Below are 13,389 nucleotides of genomic sequence, written 5' to 3'. Positions count from 1 at the left end.
CCATGTATTCCTGGGCTCTCATCACGGGCGATGCGGCCGAAACGGTCGATGCCCGCCAGCTGCGGCAGGCGCTCGGCGCCTTTCCCACGGGGGTGTGCCTCGTGACCACCACCACGCCGGAGGGCAAGCGCGAGGGGATGACGATCAACTCGTTTGCTTCGGTGTCGCTGGATCCGCCATTGATCCTGTGGAGCATTCGCGACGACACCCGCAGCGCCGAGGCATTCCTTGCGGCGCGGCCGTTCAATCTCAGCGTGCTGACTGCCTCGCAGCGGGACCTGGCCTGGCATTTTGCGAAACCCGCAGCGGACAAGTTCGAACGCTTTGCCGAAGCATTCGAGCTCGCGCCCAACGGATGCGCAAGACTTGTCGAGAGCGTCGCGACCTTCGAATGCTCGACCTACTCGCGCCATCAGGAGGGCGACCACACCATCATCCTCGGCCGTGTGGATCGGTTCTCGCGAACCGACACGCCGCCCTTGCTTTTCCACTCAGGGCAGATGGGATCGCTGTGGGAACTTGCCGAGAACCTGGAGCGGCCTCAACGCAACGATGCGGCGCCGTCTACTTCTGGATGTCGCCCAGGCACAAATACTTGATCTCGACGTAATCGTCCATGCCATGGTGCGAACCCTCGCGCCCCAGGCCCGATTGCTTCACGCCGCCGAAGGGCACGTGCTCCGTGGCGATCACGCCGGCGTTGATGCCGACCATGCCGTACTCCAGCGCCTCCGCCACGCGGAAGATGCGCCCCACGTCGCGCGTATAGAAGTAGCTTGCCAAACCGAACTCCGTGTTGTTGGCCGCGTCGATGGCCTCCTGCTCGGTCTTGAAGCGGAACACCGGCGCGAAGGGGCCGAAGGTTTCCTCCTTCGCGCACAGCATGTCTGGCGTGGCATCGGCAATGACCGTCGGCTCGAAGAACTGGCCCTCGATCTTGTGGCCGCCCGCCAGCAGCTTGCCGCCCTTGGCAACCGCGTCGTCGACGTGCCGCTGCACTTTATCCACAGCCGCATCTTCGATGAGCGGCCCTTGCACCACGCCCTCTTCAAAGCCGTTGCCCACCTTCAGCGCCTTGACCTTGGCCGCGAACTTCTCGACGAAGCTGTCGTAGATACCGTCTTGCACATACAGCCGGTTCGCGCACACGCAGGTCTGGCCCGCGTTGCGGTACTTGCTGGCCATGGCACCCTCGACCGCCGAATCGACATCGGCATCGTCGAACACCAGGAAGGGCGCGTTGCCGCCCAGCTCGAGCGACAGCTTCTTCACCGTGGGCGCGCACTGGCTCATGAGAATGCGGCCGACCTCGGTGGAGCCGGTGAAGCTCAGGTGCCGCACGATGTCGCTCTCGCACAGTTCCTTGCCAACGGCAATGCTGTTCTGGCTGTCAGCCGTGAGCACGTTGAGCACGCCCGCCGGAATGCCCGCGCGCATAGCCAGCTCGGCCGCGGCCAGCGCGGTAAGCGGCGTGAGCTCGGCCGGCTTGATGACGACCGTGCAGCCCGCCGCCAGTGCCGGTGCCACCTTGCGCGTGATCATGGCCAGCGGAAAATTCCAAGGCGTGATGGCGGCGCACACGCCAATGGCCTGCTTCATGACCAGCAAGCGCCGGTTGTTGTCGAACTGCGGCAGCACTTCGCCGTTGACGCGCTTGGCTTCTTCGGCAAACCATTCAATGAAGCTGGCGCCGTAGGCCACCTCTCCCTTGGCCTCGGCGAAGGGCTTGCCCTGCTCCGCGGTCATAAGGCGCCCCAGGTCTTCGGTGTTGGCAACCAGCAGGTCGAACCACTTGCGCAGCACGATGCTGCGCTCCTTGCCGGTCTTGCGGCGCCAGGCAGCAAGCGCCTTGTTGGCGGCGGCAATAGCCAGGGCCGCGTCCGCGCGCGTGAGGTTGGCAACGTCGACCAGTTTCTGACCGGTGGCCGGGTCGTTCACGTCGAAGCGACTTTTGCCTCGAATCCATTCGCCGGCGATCAGCGCATCTGTCTTCAGGAGGGTCGGGTCGTTCAGCAATGCAAGGGGGGATGTTTTCATGTCGATGCTCTCGAGTTTTGTTTGCGATTCTGTTTGGTTGAAGGGGCTTGTTTGGTGACGCTGCTGTTCAGGGCGGCGCGCCCGCCGACGGGGTACCTTGCTCCGCGAATGTCCCCCGGGGCTGCGCCCCTCCTCCTTTATTTCGCTGCGCAAGGCACCCCATCGACGTGTGCGTCATACGCGCTGGTCGTTGATCAGCGGTACACCACGAGCGTGCCCAAGTGCACAGGGCATCGGGTGCTCCGCGCAGCGAAATAAAGGAGGAGGCCGAAGGCCGGGGGACATTCGCGGAGGGGAGTACCCGGTGGCCTGTGCACACGCCCTGAACAACTCACCGATAAGGCACACCCGGCAGCACACACAACATCTCGTAGAGAAGATTGGCCCCCAGCAGCGCGGTATTCCCGCTGACGTCATAAGGCGGACTCACCTCCACCAGATCGGCCCCAACCACGTTCAAGCCCCGACACCCGCGCACGATCTCCAGCGCCTGCGGCACCGTGAGGCCGCCGATCTCCGGCGTGCCCGTACCGCCGGCAAACGAAGGATCGATGCCGTCGATGTCGAAGCTGATGTAGACCGGATGCGTGGGCCCGATGCGCTCGCGCACTTGGGCCATGAGCGGTGCCAGCGACTGGTACCAGACCTCGTGCGCCTGCACCACGGTAAAGCCCTGCTGGCGCGGCCAGTCGAAATCGTCGGCTGCATAGCCGGTGCCGCGCAGGCCGATTTGCCAGACCTTGTCGCAGGCCAGCAGGCCCTCTTCCACCGCGCGGCGGAACGGCGTGCCGTGCGCGATGCGCTCGCCGAACATGTCGTCGTTCACGTCCGCATGCGCATCGACATGCACCAGCGCGACCGGGCCGTGCTTGCGTGCCACAGCGCGCAGGATGGGCAGCGCAATCGTATGGTCGCCTCCGAGCGTGAGCGGTGCGCAACCGGCGGCCAGCACCGCGCTGTAGAACGCCGAAATGATTTCGACCGACTTGTCGAGCGAATAGGTGTTTATGGGCACGTCGCCCAGGTCGGCCACGTTCAGCTTATCGAACGGCGCCGCGCCGGTGGCCATGTTGTAGGGCCGCAGCAGCGCCGATTCAGCGCGGATCTGGCGCGGCCCGAAGCGTGCGCCCGGCCGGTTGGAGGTGCCGATGTCCAGCGGCACGCCAATGAACGCTGCATCGAGCCCCTGCGCCGACGCCGCGGCCGGCAGCCGCATCATGGTGCCCGGGCCGGCGAAGCGCGGCATGCTGTTGCCGCCAAGCGGCTGATTCGGTGTGGTCATGGGAGCCTGGCCTCAGCGCTGCCGGCCGCGCAGCCATTCGAGCGCAAGCAGCAGCGCGGTGGTGAAGATGATCAGCAGCGTTGCAACTGCCGCAATCGTGGGCGAGATGTTCTCGCGAATGCCCGTGAACATCTGGCGCGGCAAGGTCACCTGGTCCGGCCCCGCGAGAAACAGCGTGACCACCACCTCGTCGAACGACGTGGCAAAGGCGAACAGCGCACCCGAGATCACGCCCGGCGCAATCACCGGCAGCGTGATGCGCATGAAAGTCCTGAATGGCGTTTCGCCCAGGCTCAGCGATGCGCGCACCAGGTTGTGGTTGAAGCCCGCCAGCGTGGCAAGCACGGTGGTCAGCACAAATGGCGCGCCGAGCGCCGCATGCACCACGATCAGCCCGAAGTAGGTGTCGGCCAGGCCAAGGGGCGCGAAGTACAGGTACGCGGCCACGCCCACAACCACGATCGGCACCACCATCGGCGAGATCAGCACGCTCATGAGCAAGCCCTTGAACGCGAAGTTGGTGCGCGACAAGCCTACTGCCGCCAAGGTGCCGAGCACGGTGGCCAGCGCCGTCGCGGCCGGCGCGACGATGAAGCTGTTGCGCGCTGCGCGTGCCCACTCGGGCGATTCGAACAGGTGGCGGTACCACTGCAGCGACCAGCCCCGGATCGGGTAGGCCAGAAACGAACTGTCCGAAAAAGACAGCGGAATCACGACCAGGATGGGCGCCAGCAGAAAAGCCAGCACCGCGACACAGCCGGCGCGCACCAGCCACCAGCCGAGCTTGTCGGCAAAGGTGGCGTAGGCCGGGAATTGAGGGAGCTTGAACATGCGTGTGTGTCCTTCGTGCCGCTCAGCCGAGGCTCAGCTCGGCCCTGCCGATGCGGCGGTACACCGCGTAGAGCACCAGCGTGGCGACCAGCAGCACGGCGCCCAGCGCACAGGCCATGCCCCAGTTGATTTCGACATTGGTGTAGCGCGCGATGTAATAGCTCAGCATCTGGTCGTCCGCGCCGCCGAGCAGCGCCGGCGTCACGTAGTAGCCGATGGCCAGGATGAAGACCAGCAGCGCACCGGCACCGATGCCGGGATAGGTCTGCGGCACATACACGCGAAAGAACGCCGCGAGTGGAGAGCTGCCCAGCGAGACGGCCGCGCGCAGATAGGTGGGCGGCACGCTCTTCATCACGCTGTACAGCGGCAGGATCATGAAGGGCAGCAGGATGTGCACCATCGCGATGATCACGCCGGTGCGGTTGAACAGGAGCGCGAGCGGATGGTCGATCAGGCCAATGCCCATGAGGCCGCGGTTGACCAGCCCTTCGGATTGCAGCAGCACGATCCACGCCGCCACACGCACCAGGATCGAAGTCCAGAACGGCACCAGCACCAGGATCATCAGCACGTTGGCCTTGCGCGCGGGCAAGGTCGAGAGCCACCATGCCAGCGGATACGCCAGCAGCAGGCAGAAGAAGGTGACCACCGCGCTGATATGAAAGGTGCGCAGCAGGATGTTCGCAAAGGCGCGCTGGTCGTCGGGCATGCGCTCCACCTCGCCCGCCACGTTGCGGCGCAGGTCGATCGAAGCCAGCAGGTAGTCAGGCGTCCAGCGCGAACCGTTCTTGGCAATGGCCTGCCAGTAGGGCGCCTCGCCCCAGCGCGGATCGAGCTCCAGCATGCGCGCCTTGACTTCTTCGGGCGTGCCGGCAATCGGCAGTGCCCTGAAGGTGCCCATCACCAGCGAACGGGCGCCGGCAATTTCGGTGTTGAGGCGGCGCGCCAGGGCGCCGGCGTCGGAGCTGTCGGGCAACTGCCCCAGGTCGGCCGCCATGGCGGCGTAGGCCGCGGGTGCGGGCGCCTCCTTGCGGTTCCAGCCGTCGAGGGCGCGCACGGTGCGCGGCAGCGCATTGGCCACTTCCGGGTTCTCGATGGCGCGCTGCAGCAGCGTGACGATGGGCACCAGCAGCGTCAACAACAGAAAGACCAGCAGCGGCGCCGTGAGCGCGAAGGCCCGCCACTTGCGGCGCGCTTCGGCGCGAGCCAGCGCACGCCGCAGCGAAACGGGGGGTGCCTCCGCCGGAACCAGGGGAACAGTCGTTGCCGCGTGCATGGCCTCTTTCGTTCGTTCGCGCGCCGTTTACTGGGTGGCCCAGGATGCGAAGCGCTTCTCCAGCGCTTCACCCTGGTCGGCCCAGAAGCCGACGTTGAACTGCAGCGCTTCCTTGGCGTTGGTGGCCGAGGTCGGCAGGTCGGCCAGCACCTTGGGGCTGAGCGAAGCCAGTGCCTTGGTGTTGGTGGGGCCGTAGGCGATGTTCTGCGCGTAGACCGACTGGTTGGCCGGCTGCATTGCGAACTGGATGTACTTCAGCGAGGCTTCCTTGTTGGGTGCGCCCTTCGGAATCACCAGGTAGTCCAGGTCGTAGATGCCGCCCGGCCAGAAGATCTTGAGGTCGCGGCCTTCGCGGTTGGCAGCGTCGATGCGTCCGTTGTACACGGTGGTAAGCACCACGTCGCCGGCCACCAGGAACTGCGGCGGCTGCGCGCCGGCTTCCCACCACTGGATGTTCGGCTTCAGCTCGCTGAGCTTCTTGAACGCGCGCTCGGCGCCGTCCTTGGTAGCCAGCACCTTGTACACGTCGGCCGGCTTCACGCCGTCGGCCATGAGCGCGAACTCCAGGTTGTAGCGCGCGCCCTTGCGCATGCCGCGCTTGCCCGGGATCTTCTTCACATCCCAGAAGTCGGCCCAGCTGGTGGGCGCGGTCTTGAGCTTTTCGCCGTTGTAGGCCATCACGGTCGACCATACGAAAAGGCCCACGCCGCAATCGGTGACCGCAGCCGGAAGAAAGTCGGCCTTGCTGCCGATCTTGGAATAGTCGAGCTTCTCGAACAGGCCTTCGTCGCAGCCGCGCGCCGCGTCGGGCGATTCGACCTCGACCACGTCCCAGGTGACCTTCTTGGTCTCGACCATGGCCTTGATCTTGGCCTGCTCGCCGTTGTATTCGACCGGGATGATCTTGGTGCCGGTCTTCTCGTAGGGCTCGTAGTAGGCCTTCTTCTGCGCGTTGGCGTTGGCGCCACCGAAGTTGACGACGGTGAGCTGCTGCTGGGCAAGCGCCGGCAGCGCGAAGCTGGCAACGACGGTGCAGGCGAGGAGTGTCTTTTTCATGGTGGTGCGGGTCCTGGGTGATGAACGGGAACGAGAAACGGAACGGGATTCAGAGTGCATGTCAGAGCGCACGTTACGACGCATACATGCGCGCATGCGCCACCGGAAATTCGAGCGACACCGATTCGCCGCCCTGCGGTGCGGCGGCGCCGTTCAGGCCGGTGAGCGGCAGCTTCACGGTGGCTTCGGCCTGGCCGCCGCCCACGTTGCAGAGCAGCCGCAGGTGATCGCCGAAGTAGATGACGCGCGCCACCTCGGCCTGGAGCATGTTGGAGCCCTGGGCCTCGGCGCCGCGGTGCAGCACCACGCGCTCGGGGCGGATGCACGCCTCCACGGCGCTGCCAGCGGCGGCACCGCCGACGTTGAGCCCGCTGAGCACGCGGCCATCGGGTAGCGTCATTTCGGCGTGCTCGCCGGCGCGGCTCAGTTGGCCCTTGAGCACGGTGTTGTCGCCGACGAAGCCTGCCACGAAGCGGTTCGACGGTTTCTCGTACAGCCGGTCGACCGTGTCCAGCTGCTGGATCACGCCTTCGTTGAACACCGCGACGCGGTCGCTCATGGTGAGCGCCTCGCTCTGGTCGTGCGTCACGTAGACGAAGGTCACGCCCAGTTGGCGGTGCAGGTCCTTCAGCTCGATCTGCATGTGTTCGCGCAGTTGCTTGTCGAGCGCGCCGAGCGGCTCGTCCATCAGCACCAGCTGGGGTTCGAACACCAGCGCGCGCGCCAGCGCCACGCGCTGCTGCTGGCCGCCCGAGAGCTGCCCCGGGAGCCGATCGGTCATGCCGCGCAGCTGCACCATGTCGAGCGCGCGCTGCACGCGGCGCTGCTGCTCGTCTTTCGGCACCTTGCGCACGGTGAGCGGATAGGCCACGTTCTGCCCCACGCTCAGGTGCGGAAACAGCGCGTAGTTCTGGAACACCATGCCGAAGTGCCGCTTGTGCGGTGGCGTGCCGGTGATCGGCTTGCCGTTCAGCAAGATCTCCCCGGAGGTCGGCGACTCGAAGCCCGCCAGCATCATCAGCGTGGTGGTCTTGCCCGAGCCCGACGGGCCGAGCAGGCTCAGGAACTCGCCGCGGTGAATGTCCAGGTCGAGCTGGCGGACCACCAGGTGCTCGCCGTCGTAGGTTTTCTGGACACGCTGGAAACGCACCAGGGGTTCTGCTGTCATGGAGGCATTCAAGAGAAAAAATGGACCGATCAGCGCAGTGCGGCGAAGCTGTCCGCGAGAAGCGACAGGCCTTCGTCCACAAGCAAGTCGGATGCCGTCAACGGCACCAGCACGCGAATTACATTGCCGTAGGTGCCGCATGACAGCAGGATTAACCCGCGCCGCGCGGCTTCTGCCACCACCCGGCGGGTCAGCGCCGCGTCGGGCCGCGCCGTGTCGCCCTCCTCGAACAGCTCGATGGCCACCATGGCGCCGAGGCCCCGCACGTCGCCAATGGCCGGCACTTCGGCCGCCATGCGGCGCAGGCTCGCCGTGAGCCTTTCGCCCAGCGCCCTGCTGCGCGCCAGCAGCTGCTCGTCGTCGAATACGTTGAGCACCGCCAGCGCCGCGGCGCAGCCGATGGGGCTGCCGGCATAGGTGCCGCCCAGGCCGCCGGGCGCGGGCGCGTCCATCACCTCGGCGCGGCCCACCACGCCGGAGATCGGAAAGCCGCCCGCCATCGACTTGGCGGTGGTGATCAGGTCGGGCGCCACGGGCCACTGCTCGCTGGCGAACCAGGTGCCGGTGCGGCCGGCGCCGGTCTGCACTTCGTCGGCAATCACCAGGATGCCGTGGCGGTCCGCCAGGGCGCGCAGGCCTTCGACAAAGTCGTTGGGCGCAACGTAGAAGCCGCCCTCCCCCTGCACCGGCTCCAGGATGAAGGCCGCCACGCGCTCGGGCTCGATGTCGTTCTTGAACAGCAGCTCGACCGAATGCAGGGCGTCGTCCACGCTCACGCCGTGCAGCGCGTTCGGATAGAGCGCATGGAACACCTCGCCCGGGAACGGGCCGAAGCCGATCTTGTAGGGCGCCACCTTGCCGGTGAGGCCCAGCGTCATCATCGTGCGGCCGTGGTAGCCGCCGGTAAAGGCGATGACGCCCGGCCGCTTGGTATAGGCGCGGGCGATCTTCACCGCGTTTTCGACGGCTTCGGCGCCGGTGCTCAGGAAGATCGACTTCTTCGCGAACTTGCCCGGCGCCAGAGCGTTCAGCCGCTCGGCCAGTTCCACATAGGGCTCATACGCCAGCACCTGGAAGCAGGTGTGCGAATACAGGTCGACCTGCGCCTTGACGGCCGCGCTGATCTCCGGGTGGCAGTGGCCGGTGTTGAGCACCGCAATGCCCCCGGCAAAGTCGATGTAGCGGCGCCCTTCCACGTCCCAGACCTCGGCGTTGGCCGCCCGGCTGACGAAGATTTCATGGGCCTGGCCAACGCCGCGGGCCACGGCCGCGCCGCGGCGGGCCATGAGGGCGGCGTTGCTGAGATGGGGTTCGCGCTGCATGGATACGACCTGTGCCTGAAAGAAGATGCTGGCACTTTAGGTTTCAGGTCCGGGCCTGACCATGTACACCCCGAGCCGTGGATCGGCGGACTGTGCTGGTCTTGTATCCTGTACATACTTTCCTCAATATGGTGCAGATTCGGCCTGCCGGGCCCCCTTTTGATGCTCATTCTTCATCCCGAACAGCCGACTCCGCTCGTGAGTCAGATCGTGGAAGGGCTTCGCGGGCTGATCGGCGCCCAGAAACTCAAGGCGGACAGCAAGCTGCCTTCGATCCGCGCCTTTGCCGCGGCCCATGGCGTCAGTGTTTTCACGGTGGTGGAGGCCTACGACCGGCTGGTAGCGCAGGGCCTTCTGGTGTCGCGCGCCAATGCGGGCTTCTTCGTCAAGCGGCGAAGCGACGACAACCCGGCCGGCAGCGGGCCTGCCGCGGCCCAGCCCGACCCGCGCTTCGACGCGCGCTGGTACCTGCGGCAGATTTTCGAGAACCGCAACCTGCCGCTCAAGCCGGGCTGCGGATGGCTGCCGCACGATTGGCTGTTCGAGGACGGCATGCGCCGCAGCCTGCGCAGCCTTGCGGCCGGCGGCACCGACATCGGCGGCTACGGCCTGCCGTTCGGGCACATGGCGCTGCGCATGGCGGTGGCCGATTCGCTCTGCGAGCGGCAGATTGCGGTGGAGGCGGGCCAGGTGCTGCTCACCCAGGGCTCGAGCCAGGCGCTCGACCTGGTGGCGCGCCAGCTGCTGAAGCCGGGCGACGAGGTGCTGGTGGACGACCCCGGCTATCCCAACCTGATGTTCATGCTGCGCTTCCTGGGCGTGAACATCATCGGCGTGCCGCGCACGCCCACCGGCTACGACCTGCCGGCGCTGGAGGCGCTGCTGGCGCTGCACCGGCCCAAGGCCTTCTTCACGCAGCCGCGGCTGCAAAGCCCCACCTGCTCGCTGGCGTCGATGCCGCAGCTCGTGCGGCTGCTGCAGCTCGCGCAGGAGCACCAGTTCACGCTGGTCGAGAACGACATCTACGCCGACATGGACGCCTCGTCGCGGCCCTCGCTCGCCAGCCTGAGCCAGTTGCGCCAGGTGGTCTACGTCGGCAGTTTCTCCAAGACCATTTCGCCGAACCTGCGGGTCGGCTACGTGGTGGCACAGCCCGAACTGATGGAAGACCTGGCCCAGCTGAAGATGGTCTCGGGGCTCACTTCGTCGGACATTACCGAGCGGCTGGCCTTCGGCGCCGTGACCGACGGGCGCTGGCGCAAGCACCTGAAGTCGCTGCGCGAGCGGCTGGCCGAGGCGCACTCGAACGTGGCCAGGCGACTCGAAGCCCAGGGCTTCGAGCTTTTTCACGAGCCCGCGGCAGGCCTGTACCTGTGGGCGCGCCACCCCGACCTGACCGACACCGCCGAGCTGTCCCGGCTGGCGGCGGCGGAAGGAATCATGCTCGGCCCGGGACAGCTTTTTCTCGTGAATCCGCGCCCCACCGGTTGGCTGCGCTTCAATGTGGCGTTCAGCGAGGACGAGCGGATCTGGCGCTTTCTGGCGCGCGGCATCGAAGAGCGCAAGGCAGATTGAGGCGCGCCGGCGGCTGCCTGCTTCAGTCCACCCGGATGTTGCGGGCCTTCACCACCTTGCTGTAGATTTCCGCGTCGCGGCGCACCATGGCGCTCATCTCGCCGCGCGTGACGCCCAGCGGTTCGCTGTTGAGGTCCTTGATGCGCTTGGCGAGGTCCGGGTCCTTGCTGGCCTCCACGAACACGGCGTTGAAGCGGTTGAGCACCGCGGCAGGCGTCGCAGCGGGCGCCCAGATGCCGTGCCACGACATCATCGAAAAGCCCGGCATCACTTCTGACAGCGTGGGCACGTCGGGCAAGGCCGGGTGCCGCGTGGGGCCCGAATAGGCCAGTGCCTGCACACGGCCGCTGCTGATGAACGGATACCCTGTGGCAATGGGCTCCATCAGCGTATCGACCTGTCCGCCGACCAGGTCGGCGATCGGGCTGGCCCGGTAAGGCACGTGCAGCATGTTGATGCCCACCTCGTCTTTCAGCGATTCCACGATCAGCTGCGACGGACTGCCCGCGCCGTACGAGGCATGCGAATAGGTGCCCGGCTTCTCCTTGGCCGCGGCCACCAGCTCCTTGATGGTCTTGGCCGGGAACTTGGCGTTGGCGATCAGCACCAGGCCCTGGCGCATCGTCGTCGCGACGGGCACCAGGTCCTTGTCGGGATCGAACGGGAGCTTGCTGTAGATGTACGGGTTGATCGTGAACGCGGTCGAGAGGTTGTAGAGAAAGGTGTAGCCGTCGGCCGGGGCCTTGGCAACCGTGTCCGACGCAAGATTGCCGGCCGTGCCCGGCTTGTTGTCGATGAGCACGGGCACGCCGAGCTTGCGGCTCGCGTAGTCGCCGTACATGCGGGCAAAGATGTCGGGCGGCGTGCCGGGGGCAAAGCCCACCACGATCTTGATCGGCTTGCTCGGCCATTCCGGTGTTTGGGCGCCTGCGAGGCCCGAGGCCACGCTGCCGGCAATGCCCAGCACCAGGCCAAGCATCTTCTTGAGGGTCGTCGAACGCATTCTTTGTCTCCTTGGGCCACTGCGTGCCCGTGTTTTGGTAATTTCGCTTCTTGTCTTTTCTTCAATCGACCTGTGCGCCCGAACGGCGCACGGCCTCGCCCCATTTCGCGATCTCGGACGTGCCGAAGGCCGCCATCTCCGCCGCGGTCATCGCCATGGGCTCGATGCCCTGCGCGGCCAGCTTGTCGCGCACCGCGGGCTGGGCAAGCACGGCCTGCGTTGCTTCGCGCAGCCGGTCGCGCTGCGCGGCGGGCATGTCGGCCGGCGCATACAACATGAACCAGGCCACCAGGTCGAAGTCGGGTATGCCTTGCTCGGCCAGCGTCGGCACATCGGGCGCAGCCATGCTCCGCCGGGCGCTCGATGCGCCGAGCGCCCGCAGCTTGCCGGCGCGCACCTGCGGCAGCACCGCGGCCGGGTGATAGAACATGAACTGCACGTTGCCCGCCATCACCTCGGTGAGCGCCTGCGCGCCGTCTCGGTAAGGCACGTGCACGAAGTCCTTGCCCAGCCGCAGGTTGAGCAGCTCGCCCGCAAGGTGGCCCGAGGTGCCGTTGCCGGCCGACGCAAAGCTCACCGACTTGCCGCTGGCCTGGCGCATGTCCGCCACGGTCTTCCACGGCGCCGCGGCCGGCACCACCAGCAGCGTGGGCGTGGCGCCGACAAAACCCAGCGGCACGAAGTCGCGCTGCGGCTGGTAGGAGAGCCGCTTGAAGAGCGAGGCGTTGATGGCGTGGGTGCCCACGGTGCCCAGCAGCACGGTGTGCCCGTCCGCACCCGAACGGGCCACCAGCTCGCTGCCAATGGCGCCGCCCGCACCGGGCCTGTTGTCGACGATGACCACCTGCGAGAGCTGGCGCCCCAGCGCCTCGGCCAGCACGCGCCCCACGATGTCGGTCGAAGTGCCGGCAGCGAAGGGCACGACCAGCTTGATAGGCCTGGTGTGGCCGCCCTGCGCCCATGCGCCCGCCTGCGAAAGCAGCGTGGCGGCAAACGTTGCCGCGGCCAGGATCGCGCGGCGCTTCATGCCGCTTTCCCGAAGCCCGCAGGCACGGTGCCGTTGTACTGGAGCTCGCGCGTGGCCTGGTAAGACAGCGCAAAGCCGCTGGGCGTTTCAGCCTCTTCCGCCAGGTGCGCGATGAGCCCCGCTGTGCGCGCGAGGATCGGCACGCCGCGCAGCGACGCCACCGGAAAGCCCACACCCAGCAGCACCGCCGGAATGGCCGCGGAAACGTTCATGCGCAGGTCCTTGCCGACAATGCCCGGGATCACTTCTTCAAGCGCTTGCGCAATGCGCACGTAGCGCAGGTCGGCACCCGCCTCTGTGGCCACTTCGATCAGGCGGTCGACGCGCGGATCGCGCTCCTTGTGCAGCGGATGGCCATAGCCCGGAATGGCCGCGCGTGCGGCCTTCAGCTCGGTGATGGCTGCCGTGGCTGCATCGGGCAGCGTGGCCCCCGCATCCACGCGCGCGGCCACGTCCATGAACAGGCGACCCGCCGTTTCGGAAGCGCCGAGGATCACCGAGCCGCAGCCGAGGATGCCCGCCGCCACCGCGCCCTGCAGCGCATCGGGCGCCGCCGCAAAGGTCATGCGGCTGGCCTGCACGCTCGGCACCAGGCCGTGCTCGGCAATGGCCACCAGCGTGGCATTGAGCACGGCGCTGCACGCCGCATCGGGGCGGCGCCCGGTGAGCAGCAAGAAGAAATAGTCGGCGAACGAGAGGTGCCCGATCAGCTCCTGGCACAGGTCCTGTCCGCGCACGACGATGGTGTGTTCGTCCGAGGTGCAGATGGCGGTGCTCGGGACGGTGGACTTTCCGATCTTCATGGGTAG

Annotated in this window: 12 protein-coding genes; 2 read left to right on the top strand and 10 right to left on the bottom strand. The window is 66.8% G+C overall.

The annotated features are described in order from the left end of the window. Positions 1–2 precede the first annotated feature (2 nt). Positions 3–599 carry a flavin reductase family protein gene (locus tag GOQ09_RS05080; protein ID WP_157612207.1) on the top strand — a complete coding sequence of 199 codons (597 nt, stop codon included), beginning with the start codon at positions 3–5 and terminating at the stop codon, positions 597–599. Here GOQ09_RS05080 and GOQ09_RS05075 read toward each other — a convergent pair. From GOQ09_RS05075 to gabT, 7 genes are all read right to left on the bottom strand, one after another. Continuing rightward, on the bottom strand, positions 565–2,043 hold the full coding sequence (locus GOQ09_RS05075; RefSeq protein WP_157616592.1) for an NAD-dependent succinate-semialdehyde dehydrogenase: 1,479 nt from the start codon (positions 2,041–2,043) through the stop codon (positions 565–567). The two genes, GOQ09_RS05080 and GOQ09_RS05075, sit on opposite strands and share 35 nt — an antisense overlap. A gap of 325 nt (positions 2,044–2,368) precedes the next feature. Beyond that, complete coding sequence (speB, locus tag GOQ09_RS05070) at positions 2,369–3,319, bottom strand: agmatinase (protein ID WP_157612205.1); 951 nt, start codon at positions 3,317–3,319, stop codon at positions 2,369–2,371. A 12-nt stretch (positions 3,320–3,331) separates the two neighbouring features. Beyond that, complete coding sequence (locus tag GOQ09_RS05065; protein ID WP_157612203.1) at positions 3,332–4,150, bottom strand: ABC transporter permease; 819 nt, start codon at positions 4,148–4,150, stop codon at positions 3,332–3,334. Between the two features lie 22 nt (positions 4,151–4,172). Beyond that, positions 4,173–5,429, bottom strand: coding sequence for an ABC transporter permease (locus GOQ09_RS05060; protein ID WP_157612201.1), 1,257 nt, complete (start codon positions 5,427–5,429; stop codon positions 4,173–4,175). A gap of 27 nt (positions 5,430–5,456) precedes the next feature. Then, the gene (locus GOQ09_RS05055) at positions 5,457–6,485 is read right to left on the bottom strand and encodes an ABC transporter substrate-binding protein (RefSeq protein WP_157612199.1); all 1,029 of its coding nucleotides are present in this window, start codon (positions 6,483–6,485) and stop codon (positions 5,457–5,459) included. Positions 6,486–6,558: 73 nt separating this feature from the next. Continuing rightward, a complete protein-coding gene (locus tag GOQ09_RS05050) occupies positions 6,559–7,653 on the bottom strand; it encodes an ABC transporter ATP-binding protein (RefSeq protein ID WP_157612197.1) in 1,095 nt (364 codons plus the stop codon). A gap of 29 nt (positions 7,654–7,682) precedes the next feature. Then, on the bottom strand, positions 7,683–8,975 hold the full coding sequence (gene gabT / locus GOQ09_RS05045; protein WP_157612195.1) for a 4-aminobutyrate--2-oxoglutarate transaminase: 1,293 nt from the start codon (positions 8,973–8,975) through the stop codon (positions 7,683–7,685). A 162-nt stretch (positions 8,976–9,137) separates the two neighbouring features. Between gabT and GOQ09_RS05040 the strand changes: the two genes are divergently transcribed. After that, positions 9,138–10,550 (top strand): PLP-dependent aminotransferase family protein, encoded by a 1,413-nt coding sequence (locus GOQ09_RS05040; protein ID WP_157612193.1) that lies wholly within the window; start codon positions 9,138–9,140, stop codon positions 10,548–10,550. A gap of 22 nt (positions 10,551–10,572) precedes the next feature. Here the strand turns inward: GOQ09_RS05040 and GOQ09_RS05035 are convergent, their stop codons facing one another. The 3 genes from GOQ09_RS05035 to GOQ09_RS05025 all read right to left on the bottom strand — a co-directional run bounded on the left by GOQ09_RS05035 (position 10,573) and on the right by GOQ09_RS05025 (position 13,383). After that, positions 10,573–11,553, bottom strand: coding sequence for a Bug family tripartite tricarboxylate transporter substrate binding protein (locus GOQ09_RS05035; protein WP_157612191.1), 981 nt, complete (start codon positions 11,551–11,553; stop codon positions 10,573–10,575). Positions 11,554–11,614: 61 nt separating this feature from the next. Then, a complete protein-coding gene (locus tag GOQ09_RS05030; RefSeq protein ID WP_157612189.1) occupies positions 11,615–12,580 on the bottom strand; it encodes a Bug family tripartite tricarboxylate transporter substrate binding protein in 966 nt (321 codons plus the stop codon). Continuing rightward, positions 12,577–13,383, bottom strand: coding sequence for a citryl-CoA lyase (locus GOQ09_RS05025; RefSeq protein ID WP_157612187.1), 807 nt, complete (start codon positions 13,381–13,383; stop codon positions 12,577–12,579). Before GOQ09_RS05025 ends, GOQ09_RS05030 begins: the two co-directional genes overlap by 4 nt. Positions 13,384–13,389 lie beyond the last annotated feature (6 nt).

Source organism: Variovorax paradoxus, from assembly GCF_009755665.1.
GTDB classification, from domain to species: domain Bacteria; phylum Pseudomonadota; class Gammaproteobacteria; order Burkholderiales; family Burkholderiaceae_C; genus Variovorax; species Variovorax paradoxus_G.
The sequence above is the reverse complement of the archived record's forward strand: the minus strand, read 5'-3'. Positions and strand labels throughout refer to the sequence as shown.

What these genes read in the sequence shown, in the direction of transcription:
- GOQ09_RS05035 (WP_157612191.1), bottom strand. Translation starts at nt 11,553, where the DNA reads ATGCGTTCGACGACCCTCAAGAAGATGCTTGGCCTGGTGCTGGGCATT.
- speB (WP_157612205.1), bottom strand. Translation starts at nt 3,319, where the DNA reads ATGACCACACCGAATCAGCCGCTTGGCGGCAACAGCATGCCGCGCTTC.
- GOQ09_RS05080 (WP_157612207.1), top strand. Translation starts at nt 3, where the DNA reads ATGTATTCCTGGGCTCTCATCACGGGCGATGCGGCCGAAACGGTCGAT.
- GOQ09_RS05050 (WP_157612197.1), bottom strand. Translation starts at nt 7,653, where the DNA reads ATGACAGCAGAACCCCTGGTGCGTTTCCAGCGTGTCCAGAAAACCTAC.
- GOQ09_RS05055 (WP_157612199.1), bottom strand. Translation starts at nt 6,485, where the DNA reads ATGAAAAAGACACTCCTCGCCTGCACCGTCGTTGCCAGCTTCGCGCTG.
- GOQ09_RS05025 (WP_157612187.1), bottom strand. Translation starts at nt 13,383, where the DNA reads ATGAAGATCGGAAAGTCCACCGTCCCGAGCACCGCCATCTGCACCTCG.
- GOQ09_RS05040 (WP_157612193.1), top strand. Translation starts at nt 9,138, where the DNA reads ATGCTCATTCTTCATCCCGAACAGCCGACTCCGCTCGTGAGTCAGATC.
- GOQ09_RS05065 (WP_157612203.1), bottom strand. Translation starts at nt 4,150, where the DNA reads ATGTTCAAGCTCCCTCAATTCCCGGCCTACGCCACCTTTGCCGACAAG.
- gabT (WP_157612195.1), bottom strand. Translation starts at nt 8,975, where the DNA reads ATGCAGCGCGAACCCCATCTCAGCAACGCCGCCCTCATGGCCCGCCGC.
- GOQ09_RS05030 (WP_157612189.1), bottom strand. Translation starts at nt 12,580, where the DNA reads ATGAAGCGCCGCGCGATCCTGGCCGCGGCAACGTTTGCCGCCACGCTG.
- GOQ09_RS05060 (WP_157612201.1), bottom strand. Translation starts at nt 5,429, where the DNA reads ATGCACGCGGCAACGACTGTTCCCCTGGTTCCGGCGGAGGCACCCCCC.